The sequence below is a fragment of the Rhodococcus sp. MurmanLake-1 genome (assembly GCF_056945715.1).
On sequence record NZ_JBWZNF010000003.1, the window covers coordinates 140,167 to 153,080 of the forward strand.

A 12,914-nucleotide genomic window follows, 5' to 3' on the forward strand; every position below is an offset into this window, starting at 1 on the left:
TCATGATCCAGAAGCGGAGCTGACCTGCTCCTGCTTGGCGAAGGCTCGTGCATAACGAGTCCCGACCAGCAGGAGCAGCAAGCCGACCACCAGGAAGGCAGCGCTGCGCACCAGCCCACTGAGCGTGGCCAGGTCGAAGAGGAACAGCTTGGCCACTGCCGCGCTGGTGAGAGCAAGACCAGCTCCGAGCAAAACGCGAGCATGCTGACGGTTGTTCAGGCCGAGCACCAGCGCTGACGTGGCGGCAAGCATCCAGACGATGGTTGCAACGCTGTGCCCGGCAACAAATCCGGTTGCACTGTCGAAGATTTCGACGCCGGATGAGACGAGCGCACACGTCACCGCGTAGAGGACACCAAACCCTGCGGCCGCCCATAGAACCGCTGCATTCGAATCGGCGATCAACTTCAGTCGGTGAATCGCCCACACCAGCATCACCAGTGCACCTATCGCCGTCAGGCTCGAGAGTGCCGTGATCGCACCGAGTTGCATGGATGCGGCACGGGCAGTCGTCAACGCTTCCGGCGGAACCGTCGTGAGGTATCCGATCGATCCGATTGCCGCAAAGGCGGTTCCGAGGGCGAAGACGAAGCGCGAACCTGCATACAGCGAGACTCCGAGGAAGATCATGCCGACGGTGAGGACCAGCGGTACGACCAGAGATTCCGTCGCCCCGGACAAGCAGCACAGCAACAATGCAAGAGCGCCGGTTGCGCCCAGTCCGAATCGCAGTTGCGTCGGCAAAGGCTTGGCCGCCGCTGCAGCGGAAAGTAGTAGTGCCGCAGCAATTCCGTACAGCACTGCGGATTCGGTGCGCCCGAGCACGGCTCCGACGCTCATCAGCGGAAGAGACGAGACAACAAAGGTAGCGGTGGACCACGCCCCTGCAACTCCGCCGCGCGAGGGCGAACCCCTCCACTGCACGGCCATCGCGCAGCCGGCCCCCACGATTGCAACCACGCCGGCACTGATCACCAATTGCACTGCACTGTTACCGGATTCGCTGAAGATTGCATTCGACGCTACCGCTACGAGCAGCGCGAGAACCACGGGTACGGTGCGCGCCATACCCAGGTACTTCCAGTCACGACCGAGCTGGGCGGAGAATGTCGCCGACTGGATCGCGAAGAGGAAACCGATGAGGGTCAACGATATTCCCGACGTCAACACGGGAGCCAGCACCGCTGCGCCCAGAACGATCATGAGTGCCAGTGATTCGGAATCCCATTTCACCGCCAAAGCAACCCCGGCCGCGGCAATCCCGAAGGCAATCACCACCGCGAGCGGCGTCGTCACCCAGCCGTAGAGAACCGAGGCCGCGACGACGTCGAGGTACATTCCCGCAAAACCGGTGGCGGCCAGAGCAATCGCTCCCACTTTGCCGCCTGGTCGTCCGTGGACCCGCACCCCGGCAAACACCAAGGCGCCGGAAAGGAGTGCGCCACCGAGCACCCGCAGCGGCGGTCCGAAGAATCCGGCCTGCGCTGCAAGTACCAGCAGCATCACGACGCCGATCAGTGTGACGGCAACACCGGCCGCGGCCAGGAGTCGACTGATGAGACCGTCGCGTTGCCACCAGGGCTGGCGAGGTGCGGCAACCGGATACGTCGGCGGCTGCCAGGTGGGCACGTTCTGCTGAGGACGCATTGGCGGCATCTGTGGCGCCGGAGCTGCGGGTGCCGGAACTACCGGCATGGGCGGGGGAACAGTAGCCGAGGCCAGCTGAGTCTGCAGGATCGACAGGTTCTGGCCCATGTGGCGCAACTGCCGGCCGATGCTGTCGCACTCGGCTGACAGGGCGGTCACCAGTCGCGGATCGACGGCGGAAGAGCTCGGTGTGGTCATGGCTACGAGCTTGCTGCGTGGCCGAACCGATCAGATGAGTAGTACTACTCGATCAGCCTGGGGAGTTCTCGTATTCAACTGAGGACACCTTCGACTGACGGCACCATCGACCGACTGCATCATCGACCGACAGGGAACTATCGCCGAGGCGCTGCATTCCGCAATCGTTCGGAGAGCAACCGACCCGAAGTGTGAAGCGGAGCGGGATCCTGACGCGCCCGAGCGAGGACAAGCGCGCCCTCGAGTGCGGACAAAGCGAGAATTGCCTCGGACTCTGCGTCTTCGCGGGACCAACCGTCGGCTTCGAGGCGCTGAGCCAGCAGCCCCAGCCACGAGTTGTACCCGTCCGCACAAGCACCACGGATGACCTCGGATTCGGTTGCGGCATCCAGTGTTGCCGTAGCCAGGGCGCATCCACGTTCGTAGGCCGAATCCGACAAACGTGCAGCCAGTGCGGCAGCAAATGCGGAGATCGCGGTGGCGGCATCGGGTGAGCTCTCCAGGAGATGCCGGATGAAATCGGCCATTGCCTCACCGCGTCGCCTCAGAGCCTCGCCTGCGAGTTCTTCCTTGCCACCGGGAAAGTGAAAGTACAAGGACCCCTTGGTGGTCGCGCTCGCCGAGAGCACTTCCGACACACCCGTTCCCGCGTACCCCTTCCGCTGCAACAAGTCGGCAGCGGCATCGACCAACAAATCCCTCGTAGACATAAGTTCAACATACCGATCAGTACACATATCGACAACACTTGAAGTGCATAAATAGCCAAAACCTTGCATCACTAGACCGATTGGTACATGATTCGAGAATCGAAACCGGAGCGCAGCCAACGACGCTCACGACGGCAAAGGACCAAATCGATGTCACCGAATTCCGCAAACCACACCACGACGACCGTCCTCGGGCCGGACGTAGATCTTGCCGGGACTCTCGCGGCCACCGGCGTCCGGATGATGGTTCGAAGCAAACAAACCGAGGGGGGATTCTCTCTTGTACAACACCGCATCGCTCCGCATTCGATGACCTCACCGGTCCATCGCCACAGCCGCGAAGACGAGTACACGGTGGTTCAAAGTGGCCGCGTCGCAGCGATGGTCGGAGACGAGGTCGTCTACGCGGAGACTGGCGCCATGATCTTCAAACCGCGTGGCCAGTGGCACGCCGTGTGGAATCCCGACGACGCTCCAGCACGGATTCTCGAAATCATCACTCCCGGAGGGATGGAAGACCTGTTCGAACTGATGCCGAAACTACTGGCCGAAGCAGGTTCCGCCGCGGAATCGGTTGCAGCGCGGGTAGAAGCAAATTTCGGGATCGAATTCGATCTCGTTGCCACCGCCGAGATCGCACAGACGCACGGTGTGGGATTCGGCATCGATAGTCACTGACCGACTGCCAGCACCTACCGATCAAAGGAAGATTCATGCTTGTACTCACCGGAGCAGAAGACCTCAGCGCCAACCTGAACCAAGAGTTGGGCGTCAGCGACTGGCACGATGTCACGCAGGAGTCCATCGACGAGTTCACCCGGGTCACCGGCGACGATCAGTGGATTCACGTCGATGTGGATCGCGCGAAGGAGTCACCGTTCGGTGGAACGATCGCGCACGGCAACTACACGCTCTCACTCGGACCCATGTTCTCGTATGCGATGTTCTCGCTCGAGGGTTTTGCGTTTGCTCTCAACTGCGGATTCGACAAGGTCAGGTTGCCTGCTCCGCTTCCGGTTGGCTCTCGCGTCCGCATGCGTGCGACGTTGAGCAAAGTCGAACCGATCAATGGCGGCGTCCAGATCACGGTGACCCAGACATTCGAACGAGAACACGGTGACAAACCCGTGTGCGTCGCCGAGATGTTGACCCGCGCGTATCACTGAAAGGTCAGGAGCCGAACATCTTTCGGATCGTGGTACCGAAGGGATGCTTCGCGGTGACACTGCCGAATCGCACCTTGCCGTGCACCACCAGATGCAGCGGGCCCATCTGCGGGCCGGAACGAACCTTGTTCGACGCGCTTCCTCCGACTGCCTCGACACCGTTCATGTCCACCGTCGCCTCTTCGGGAACGATCAGTGAAATCGAACTGGCGTAGTCGTCGATCGAGATGTTCACGACCTGCGTCTGCATCACAGCGCGCGTGAAATCGATAGTCACACTGGACATTCTGGTATCGACCACGACAGCGGGAGGAACGATCCATGCGCCGTTCCGCGTCACCGTCGCCATTCGTCCACGAATCACGGCAGCATTTGCCGCTCCGTAGTTACCGACTACCGGAGCCCCGACGGGAGCGCGGTAAGGCGGGCTCGGGTGAACCGGCGGCGGCTGGGGTTGGTATGTCGGCGCAGGATACGGCTGGCCTTGGTACATCGGCTGACCTGCATTGGGATACGCGGGTGGGTCGTAGTCGGAGATCAGCGTGATGCCCGGAAGATCGGCGAGAACCGAGTTGAGCTCACCTCGCGTCTTTGCAGCCAAGGCAGTGTCCATGCGCTCGGTGAACTCACCGAGCGAGAGCATCCCTTGACCGACAGCTTTCTGCAGCAGCTCGCCGACGTGCTCTCGTTCGGCATCGGATACGCGTAGATTCCTGGCCTCCATGATTTCCAGGATAAACGTTATTCGAGACCTTGTTCTATTGCGTATCGCGTGAGCTCGACGCGATTGGCCAACTGAAGTTTCCGCAGCGTCGCCTGGACGTGGTTTTCGACGGTCCGGTGGCTGAGAGAGAGCCTCGTGGCGATCTGTTTTGCGCTCAGCCCCTTGGCGACAAGACGGAGCACTTCGGTCTCACGGTCGGTGAGCCGAGGCAGCTCGGGTGCGCGATCGTCGGCCGGTGCCGTCGACATCCGGCGGTACTCGCCGAGCACCAATCCGGCGAGGCCGGGTGTGAAGACGGCTTGTCCGTCGAAAGTCGCTCGCACGGCCTCGAGTAGTTCCGCCACCGAAGCACTCTTGACCAGGTAACCCGACGCTCCGGCTTTGACCGCGTCGAGGACGTCGTCACGCTCGGCGGAGGCGGAAAGCACGAGTACCTTGCTCTTCGGCGAAACCTCGAGCACCGCGGTGGTGGCGTCGGCACCGTTTCCGTCCGGCAGGTTCATGTCCATCAGAACCACGGCCGGTTGCACGGCGGCGGCTCGGCGGCGTGCACTCTCGACACCCTCCGCCGTGGCGCTCACGGTGAAGCCCGCGGCTTCGAGGTCCCGGGAGACACCGTCGCGCCACATCGGGTGATCGTCGACGACCATCACCGTCACCGGATTCTCGCCCATTTCGTCAGCCACGCTCACTCTTCCCCTTCGGAACGTTGATCTCCCATTCGGTGCCCTCCCCCGGCCCCGTTTGCAGGACTGCAGTTCCGCCGAGCACCTGTACTCGACCGAGAATGGACTTCGATACTCCCATGCGGCCTTCGGCCTCGGCCTGCGCCAAGCGACCTTCGGGGATTCCGACGCCGTCGTCGCGGACACTGACGATCACCTCGTCCGGCAGATCTTCGAGCAATACGTACGCCTTCGCCGCAGGACCGGCGTGCAGCCCGACATTGGACAGGGCATTGTCGACGATGGCTGCCAGTTCGATGGCTCGATCGCGCTCGATCACGACCGGGTGCGCGGGCGTCGACACCGACACCGACGTGCTGGCCTGCGTGGTCAGCAGCGGACACAGATCCACTGTCTGTCCGCCGACATCTGCCGCGGCACCCGAAACCTGCTCGGAAATCAGCATTCTCAACGCGACCTCCTGCTCGCCGGCCAGCGCGGCCAGCTCAGCTGCCTCGCCGCCGAGTGCGGCTCCTCGCCGGCGCACCATCGCCAGCACCTGCAGAACGCCGTCGTGCACTTCGCGTGCCAAACGTTCGCGCTCTTCGGTAGCCGCCGCCAGACGTACGGCCTGCTCGAGTTGTCGATGCGAGCGCCGAGCGGTGGTGGTGGCCAAGCCCAACGCCAGGCCGACCGATACGAGCACGGGAGCCGTCGCATCGCGCCAGAGGTCCAGGTTGACCTGGTCGCGGATGATCGCGCTGGCCGCCGAGATGACAACTCCGGACGCCATACCGAGCCACGGCCCGCCGAGAATTGCCGCGGAGATGACCGCGTTGGTGGCCCACAGCGTGGTGGGGAGCGTCTGGTGATTCTGATACCACTCGTGGTCGGAGACCAGCCTCGTCGACGCCATCAGCAAGATGACGACAACCTGATCGGCGATCACCACCTGGTACCGCGGCAGCTTCTTCCCGAACAACGCACCGGAGGTCCCGAGCAACAGTGCCGACACCCCGGTCCACACGGCCATCAGAGCGACGAAGAACCAGCTGAGCCGGGAGTTGGTGTAGTCGGAGGCCGAAGCGAACTGGTAGCTGATCGCGTACACCAGCGTGACGAGGCGAAATGCCTGCGCCGCCCGCCACAGCGGGGCATCAGGGTCGGTGTCGACGCCCGACGCCTCGCGAACGGTCGGCTGATAGTGCAGCCGACGACGGCGGGTGGGCTCAGTCATCGGGAGGAGTGGGGTTCACGATGCGAGGCTCGGCGCGCGGCTCGTCGGGTTCGGCGGGGAACAGTGGGGTCTCCGGATCTTCGACGTGCAGTTCGGCGTACGCGATGTCCGGGTCGTCGGCGAGGAGGGAACGAATGGCGGTATTCAGGACCGCGACGATCGGAACAGCCAAGAGCCCGCCGACGATTCCGGCGAGGACGATGCCCGTTGTAATGGCGAGAACCACTGCCAGCGGATGCAGGCGAACAGCGCGACCCAACAACAGCGGTTGCATCACGTGCGCTTCGAGCTGCATGACGCCGATGATGATGCCGAGGACGATCAGTGCCGTCAGGAAACCCTTCGTGACCAGAGCGACAAGCACCGCGAGAAAACCGGTCAGAAATGCACCGACGATCGGGATGAACGCGCCGATGAACACCAACGACGCCAGCGGCAGGGCGAGCGGCACCCCGAGAATCGCCAGGCCGGCACCGATACCGATCGCGTCGGCGGCGGCAACCGCGACCGTGGCCCGCACGTAACCGATCAGCGACCCGAAACCTGCAGAACCGGCGATCCGCACGCGACGACGAGCGTCGGTGGGAACGATCCGGGTGACGAACTGCCAGATCTGGTCGCCGCCGTAGAGGAAGAAGATGAGAGTGAACAGCGTCAGCAATGCCCCGGTGAAGATCTCGCCGATGACCGTCGCCGTGGTCAAGGCGCCGCTGGTCAGGGACTCACGATTGGATTGCACCGACTTGACGACCGAATCACCCGCCTGGCGGATCTGATCCTCGCTGAAATGCAGCGGACCGCTGGTGAGCCAGTTCTGAATCTGCGTGACGCTGGCCGTGAACTGGTCGGTGAGCTGGGGCAACCCGTCGATGAACTGCTCGACGACAAACGTCATGATTCCCGCGACCAGTCCGATCGAGGCAAGCAGAACGACGATGACGGCTGCCGAGCGAGGAACACCCCACACCTGTAGCCGATCGACAACCGGAATCAACAGAGCCGATGCCAGTAGAGCCAGCCCCACCGGGATGAGCACGGTCTCGAGGCGCAGAACCACATATCCGAGAACCAGTAGCCCGGCAAAGATCACGATGAGGCGCCACGACCATTCCGCCGCGACGCGCACGCCCGGGTGCACCGCCCGAGCGTCGGCGGAGATGGGTTTGTTCATCCTCGAAGCTCGCTCCGCACGCCCCCTGTTTGCGTTCACCTCGCGAGCCTAACCGGACCGGCCGACACAGGTGAGCGGACCAATAATCGGACGCGCGTACCAACACTTCGAGCTCTGCCAGCTAAATTGAACCCTGTGCGGGCCTCATACAGAGCAATAGCGGTGACCATCCGCAGCCGGTGGCCCCTCTATATGCTCTCCATGCTCGCAGCCAATCTGATCGGCGCGGTGCTGGTCTTTGCCTTCGTCCGGTACGGCGTGCCGATCCAGGAGTCCGATGCGATAGTTGCCGACCGTGTCCGCAACTTCGCAATCTTCGGCGTTTACCTGGCATTCGCCGGTGCCGTCAGCCTCACCGCGGCGGCAATGATGTTGAAATCGGTCATCCGTTGGCGGCTGCGCGGGGGTCCGCCGACGAGATCCGAGCAGATGGCCGCACTGCACGCGCCGCTTCGCCAGGCCATCGTCCACCTGGTGCTGTGGATTCTGGGCGGCATCATCTTCGTGTTCCTGACCATCACCGAGATGCCAGGACTCGCGATCGCGGTGATCGTGACGGTCTGTATGGCCGCGACCACGACCTTCGGGTTCACCTACATGCTCGGTGAGCGCATTTTGCGTCCGGTCGCCGCCCAGGCCTTGAGTGAGGGCGAATTCGATCGGACCATGGCGCCGGGCGTCGGAACCCGGCTGGCGATGACCTGGGGTCTCGGCACGCTGATGCCAGTCGCAGGCATCATCTTGCTGTGCTCGACGCAGCTCACGACCGATCTCGAGTTCTCCCCCGACTCACTCGCGTGGGCGATCCTGCTCATCTCGATCATGGCGATCGTGCAGGCCTTTGCACTGTCGATGCTGACGGCTACTCAGATCTCCGATCCGATCCGACAACTGCGACGCGCCATCGAGCGAGTGCAGCGCGGCGCCACCGACGTACGCGTCGAGGTGTTCGACGGCAGTGAGATCGGCCGGCTGCAGGTCGGCTTCAACCGCATGATGAAAGAGTCCGACGAGCGTCGCTTGCTGCGTGAGCTCTTCGGCCAGCACGTCGGCGAGGACGTGGCCCGGCGCGCGCTGAAGTTCGGTACCGAGCTGGGCGGCGAAACTCGATTCGTGGCAGTTCTGTTCGTCGACATGGTCGGATCAACCGGTGCCGCGGCCGAGCGCCCGCCGGGCGAAGTGGTCGAGCTGCTCAACGAGTTCTTCCGTGTGGTCGTCGACGTCATCGATCGCCACCACGGTTTTGTCAACAAGTTCATGGGAGATGCGGCGCTCGCCATCTTCGGTGCACCACTCGATCGACCCGACGCTCCGACGGCAGCTCTCGCGGCGGCTCGCGAGCTGCGGTTCAAGCTCAACGACATCACCGGCCTGGACGTCGGTATCGGTGTGAGCGCGGGGCTCGCGGTCGCCGGCAACATCGGTGCTGCCGAACGTTTCGAGTACACCGTGATCGGCGATCCGGTCAACGAAGCGTCGCGGCTCACCGAGCTCGCGAAACTTCGGCCCAGCCGGGTGCTGGCGTCGACGAGCGCGCTGTATTTCGCCGACGAAGAGGAACAGGCCGAGTGGGAACTCGGCGAGCAAGTCCAACTGCGTGGACGCCGACGACTGACGCATCTGGCGTGGCCCGAAAAGTATCCAGAGGTCGATCCGGATCAAATTGGTTAGGGTGAGTCGATGGCTCAGCCTGGAAACACCCCACGGCGACTGAGACGACCACGCTCGCCCGTGGCCGAGACCAGTCGGGCCAGAGGGCGCTTCTGGTGGTTGAAGTGGCTGCTCGGGGTGGCTCTGATCGCCCTTCTGATCGTCGAGGGAATCATCCTGTGGCCTCGTCTCAACGAGTACTGGCAAGCTCTCACCGAAATCCATTGGGGTTGGGTGGCTGCCTGTGTAGCCGCCCAGGCGGTGTCCCTCAGTGGTTACGCGTCCGTTCAGCAGCGCCTTCTCAACGCGGCAGGTGTTGTCGCCGGTCACCTCAAGAACCTCTCGGTCATCTACGCCAGCACGGCGATGGCGTTGACGTTGCCTGCCGGCCAGGTCTTCTCGACAGCGTTCACGTACAAGCAGACTCGAAAGTGGGGGGCTACGCCGGTTGTCGCGTCCTGGCAGTTGGCAATGTGCGGTGTCATCGCCGCCGCGACTCTGGCACTACTCGGTGCCACTGGCGCAGTGGCGTTCGGCACCAAGGTCAGCCCGGTGACGCTGACGATTTCGCTCGTCGGCATGGCAGCACTGTTTCTGGCGTTGCGATACGTAGCCCAGAATCCCGGCAGCATCGAACGCATCGGGCACCGAGTTCTGGCGCTGTACAACCGTTCCCGCAAAAACCCGACCGGGCGCGGTATGCACCGTTGGTCCGAAATCCTCAAGCAACTGGACTCGGTTGAACTCAGTCGGACCGACACTGCGGTTGCCTTCGGATGGTCGGCAGTTCACCGAGTTGCCGACGTCCTCTGTCTCGGTTTCGCTTGTTGGGCAGTAGGAGCCGATCCGTCCTTCGCCGGCCTGCTGATCGCGTTCACAGCGGCGAAAGCGGTGGGCAGTATTCCCCTCATGCCGGGCGGTCTCGGCTATGTCGAGCCCGTGCTCATCACAGCACTGACCATGGCGGGCTCTACCTGGGCGCAAGCCGCAGCAGCGGTATTCGTTTATCGGATAATCAGTTTCGTACTTGTCGCTCTGGTGGGATGGCTCGTCTTCCTCGTGTCATTCCGTGCAACCCACCACGAAGACCTCGAGATGGATCTCGAGTTCGAACGCCGCGAACAGCCGGGCGTTTAACGTCGCAACGCTGCCGCCATGTCGTCGAGGTGGGCTCGGCTGATCCGTACCGCTGCCTCCGCGTCGCCGGCTTCGATGGCGTCCACCAACATTCGATGCTCGTCCGCATCCGGCTGACTGTGTGGATGCAGGTCCAGAACCGCGATCAACTCGATCAACGCGGCCCGCAGACGCGGCACAAAAGTCTCGAAGAGTTCCGACAGCACGGGATTGTGTGCCGCATCCACCACTGCCCGGTGGACGGCGATATCGGCGTCGACAAACGCTGCGTCCCCAGAGTGCGCGGCAGCAGTTCTACCGTCGAGCGCCTGCCGCAGAGCCGCGACGTCAACGGCATCGCGGCGCTGCGCTGCGAGGCGAGCCGCTTCGATCTCGACCGCGTTCCGCACCTCGACGACATGAAGAATCGCCTCGGCTTCGAGCACACGCGGCCACTGATCCGGGGGTGTCGTACTCCGTAGGAAGACGCCGGCACCCTGTCTCGATTCGAGCATGCCGAGGCCCGCGAGGGTCCGCACCGCTTCCCTGATGGTGGACCGACCGATACCCAACTGCGCAGCCAAAGTGGTTTCACCTGGAAGTTTGGCGCCGACTTCCCATTCACCGCTCACGATCCGCGCTCGCAGCAACTCCGCAGCCTGGTCGGTGAGCAGCCGACGCTCGACGATCGGTGACACGTGAACTCCTCAGGTTGTCTGATAAGTGATTTCGTTCTAGTGTAGCCCGCATGGCTACAGGAGCACTCCTTCTCGACTGCCGCGGCGGGGCCTGACAGACCGGCACCCCTCCGCGGGGTTTCGCCATGCCGGTCTCTCGACTCGACCGCAGGAGAAACCGAAGATGAGTACTACCCGCGCCAACCGCTGGAACAACCAGAAGCCGTCACCCATGCCGTCCGAGCGCTATCGCGCCGCGTGGGATCGCGTCGACATTCCGATTTTCGACCGAACGTGGCCGTCCAATCGCACCACCGCGGCGCCCCGGTGGGTGCCCGTCGATCTGCGTGACGGCAATCAAGCCCTCGCAGAACCGATGGACCCCGAACGCAAGCGCCGAATGTTCGAACTGATGGTGGCGATCGGCTACAAGGAAATCGAGGTCGGCTATCCCTCTGCGAGCCAGACCGATTTCGATTTCGTTCGCGACCTGGTGCGGTTCGATCTCGTTCCCGACGACGTCACCATCGTCGTATTCACCGCCGCGCGTACGGATTTGATCGAACGGACGTACCAGTCGATCGAGGGACTGCCGAACGCGGTCGTCCACATGTACACCGCGACTGCGCCGACGTGGCGAAACGTGGTTCTCGGCAAGGAGCGAGAAGAGCTGCACGACATGATTTTCCGCGCGGCACAGGACGTGGCCCGTGGCGGCGAAGGCCACGACGGGTGGCGATTCGAGTTCTCCCCCGAGGTCTTCAACCTCACCGAACCCGATTACATCCTGCAGGTCTGCAACAGCCTCACCGAACTCTGGGACGCCAGTCCCGATCGCCCGGTCATCCACAACCTGCCTGCCACAGTCGAAATCGCCACCCCCAACATCTATGCCGACCAGATCGAATACATGCACCAGAACCTGGCCCGACGCGATTCGGTGATTCTCTCGGTCCACCCGCACAACGACCGCGGCACCGGGGTTGCATGTGCCGAACTGGCAGTACTGGCCGGCGCGCAGCGCGTCGAGGGATGCCTGTTCGGCAACGGCGAGCGCACGGGCAACGTCGACCTGGTCACGCTGGGGCTGAATCTGCATGCACAGGGCGTCGATCCGGAAATCGACTTCTCCGACATCGACAAGATCCGTCGAACGGTGGAGTACTGCAACAGAATTCCCGTCCACGAGCGCCACCCGTACGGCGGCGATCTCGTGTACACGGCATTTTCCGGAACCCACCAGGATGCGATCAAGAAGGGCTTCGCCCATCACTACGAGAGTGCTGAGGCTGCCGGCGTCGATCCGGGATCGGCGCCGTGGGCAGTCCCCTATCTGCCGATCGACCCCGCCGACGTCGGCCGCGATTACCAGGCGGTGATTCGTGTGAACAGCCAGTCGGGCAAAGGCGGAATCGCTTATCTGTTGCAGACCGAGTACGGGGTCGAACTCCCCCGGCGCCTGCAAATCGACTTCGCCTCGCGGGTACAGCTCGAAACCGACGACTCGGGCACCGAAATGACCGCCGACCAGCTGTGGAAACTGCTGCTGCGCGAGTACGGGTACAACGGAGGAGTGCGTCGGTACTCACTGGAACACACCGCCGACGGTGATCAGTTGTTCGTCGCCATTGATCGCGACGGACGCGAGGTCACCGCCGCCGCGAGTGCGTCCGGCCCGGTCGAGGCATTGAGCAAGATCCTGACGGAACAAGGCTCGGCCGTCGAGGTCGTCTCGCTCACCCAGCATTCACTGCCCCGCAACCCGGAGTCTTCCGGTAGTGCGAATTCGGCAGTCACCATCGCAGAATGCGTGGTGAACGGCGAAGGGCGCTGGGGCATTGCGGTGCATCAGTCGGTGACAGCGTCGGCGCTTCACGCCGTCTATGCCACAAGCACAAACACTGTGATGCAGCTCACATGATCTTGCGGAAGGATTTCCAGGGGTCCATAGTT

Annotated in this window: 12 protein-coding genes; 5 read left to right on the forward strand and 7 right to left on the reverse strand. The window is 63.0% G+C overall.

What is annotated here, in order from left to right:
* Positions 1-1,845, reverse strand: coding sequence for a DUF2339 domain-containing protein (locus tag AC2ETI_RS10670; protein ID WP_483633889.1), 1,845 nt, complete (start codon positions 1,843-1,845; stop codon positions 1-3).
* Between the two features lie 137 nt (positions 1,846-1,982).
* Positions 1,983-2,555 (reverse strand): TetR/AcrR family transcriptional regulator, encoded by a 573-nt coding sequence (locus tag AC2ETI_RS10675; protein ID WP_483633890.1) that lies wholly within the window; start codon positions 2,553-2,555, stop codon positions 1,983-1,985.
* Positions 2,556-2,705: 150 nt separating this feature from the next.
* Here AC2ETI_RS10675 and AC2ETI_RS10680 point away from each other — a divergent pair, with 150 nt between their 5' ends.
* Both AC2ETI_RS10680 and AC2ETI_RS10685 read left to right on the forward strand, forming a co-directional pair.
* Positions 2,706-3,233 (forward strand): cupin domain-containing protein, encoded by a 528-nt coding sequence (locus tag AC2ETI_RS10680; RefSeq protein WP_477846300.1) that lies wholly within the window; start codon positions 2,706-2,708, stop codon positions 3,231-3,233.
* A gap of 35 nt (positions 3,234-3,268) precedes the next feature.
* Positions 3,269-3,721, forward strand: a complete 453-nt coding sequence (locus AC2ETI_RS10685; RefSeq protein WP_416314908.1) for a MaoC family dehydratase — start codon at positions 3,269-3,271, stop codon at positions 3,719-3,721.
* 4 nt (positions 3,722-3,725) lie between these two features.
* On the opposite strand, the gene AC2ETI_RS10690 is transcribed toward AC2ETI_RS10685, so the two are convergent.
* From AC2ETI_RS10690 to AC2ETI_RS10705, 4 genes are read right to left on the reverse strand one after another with little or no spacing between them, the layout of a single operon-like run.
* Entirely contained in the window at positions 3,726-4,445 is a 720-nt protein-coding gene (locus AC2ETI_RS10690; RefSeq protein WP_019747103.1) for a DUF1707 SHOCT-like domain-containing protein, read from the reverse strand.
* A gap of 17 nt (positions 4,446-4,462) precedes the next feature.
* Positions 4,463-5,119, reverse strand: coding sequence for a response regulator (locus AC2ETI_RS10695; protein ID WP_037134012.1), 657 nt, complete (start codon positions 5,117-5,119; stop codon positions 4,463-4,465).
* 4 nt (positions 5,120-5,123) lie between these two features.
* Positions 5,124-6,347, reverse strand: a complete 1,224-nt coding sequence (macS, locus tag AC2ETI_RS10700; protein ID WP_003945490.1) for a MacS family sensor histidine kinase — start codon at positions 6,345-6,347, stop codon at positions 5,124-5,126.
* The gene (locus AC2ETI_RS10705; RefSeq protein ID WP_069147046.1) at positions 6,340-7,518 is read right to left on the reverse strand and encodes an AI-2E family transporter; all 1,179 of its coding nucleotides are present in this window, start codon (positions 7,516-7,518) and stop codon (positions 6,340-6,342) included. The genes macS and AC2ETI_RS10705 overlap by 8 nt, the downstream gene beginning before the upstream one ends.
* Before the next feature lie 192 nt (positions 7,519-7,710).
* On the opposite strand from AC2ETI_RS10705, the gene AC2ETI_RS10710 reads away from it, so the two are divergent.
* Entirely contained in the window at positions 7,711-9,189 is a 1,479-nt protein-coding gene (locus tag AC2ETI_RS10710) for an adenylate/guanylate cyclase domain-containing protein (protein WP_003945952.1), read from the forward strand.
* A gap of 9 nt (positions 9,190-9,198) precedes the next feature.
* Positions 9,199-10,305, forward strand: a complete 1,107-nt coding sequence (locus AC2ETI_RS10715) for a lysylphosphatidylglycerol synthase transmembrane domain-containing protein (RefSeq protein WP_020906399.1) — start codon at positions 9,199-9,201, stop codon at positions 10,303-10,305.
* Here the strand turns inward: AC2ETI_RS10715 and AC2ETI_RS10720 are convergent.
* Entirely contained in the window at positions 10,302-10,982 is a 681-nt protein-coding gene (locus AC2ETI_RS10720) for a FadR/GntR family transcriptional regulator (protein WP_007734477.1), read from the reverse strand. The two genes, AC2ETI_RS10715 and AC2ETI_RS10720, sit on opposite strands and share 4 nt — an antisense overlap.
* A gap of 163 nt (positions 10,983-11,145) precedes the next feature.
* Between AC2ETI_RS10720 and AC2ETI_RS10725 the strand changes: the two genes are divergently transcribed.
* Positions 11,146-12,882 carry a 2-isopropylmalate synthase gene (locus AC2ETI_RS10725; protein ID WP_483633891.1) on the forward strand — a complete coding sequence of 579 codons (1,737 nt, stop codon included), beginning with the start codon at positions 11,146-11,148 and terminating at the stop codon, positions 12,880-12,882.
* Positions 12,883-12,914: the final 32 nt, after the last annotated feature.

Coding starts and splice junctions, on each gene's coding strand:
- AC2ETI_RS10675 (WP_483633890.1), bottom strand. CDS start 2,555: ATGTCTACGAGGGATTTGTTGGTCGATGCCGCTGCCGACTTGTTGCAG.
- AC2ETI_RS10690 (WP_019747103.1), bottom strand. CDS start 4,445: ATGGAGGCCAGGAATCTACGCGTATCCGATGCCGAACGAGAGCACGTC.
- AC2ETI_RS10725 (WP_483633891.1), top strand. CDS start 11,146: ATGAGTACTACCCGCGCCAACCGCTGGAACAACCAGAAGCCGTCACCC.
- AC2ETI_RS10715 (WP_020906399.1), top strand. CDS start 9,199: ATGGCTCAGCCTGGAAACACCCCACGGCGACTGAGACGACCACGCTCG.
- AC2ETI_RS10705 (WP_069147046.1), bottom strand. CDS start 7,518: ATGAACAAACCCATCTCCGCCGACGCTCGGGCGGTGCACCCGGGCGTG.
- AC2ETI_RS10670 (WP_483633889.1), bottom strand. CDS start 1,845: ATGACCACACCGAGCTCTTCCGCCGTCGATCCGCGACTGGTGACCGCC.
- AC2ETI_RS10695 (WP_037134012.1), bottom strand. CDS start 5,119: ATGGGCGAGAATCCGGTGACGGTGATGGTCGTCGACGATCACCCGATG.
- AC2ETI_RS10685 (WP_416314908.1), top strand. CDS start 3,269: ATGCTTGTACTCACCGGAGCAGAAGACCTCAGCGCCAACCTGAACCAA.
- AC2ETI_RS10710 (WP_003945952.1), top strand. CDS start 7,711: ATGCTCTCCATGCTCGCAGCCAATCTGATCGGCGCGGTGCTGGTCTTT.
- macS (WP_003945490.1), bottom strand. CDS start 6,347: ATGACTGAGCCCACCCGCCGTCGTCGGCTGCACTATCAGCCGACCGTT.
- AC2ETI_RS10680 (WP_477846300.1), top strand. CDS start 2,706: ATGTCACCGAATTCCGCAAACCACACCACGACGACCGTCCTCGGGCCG.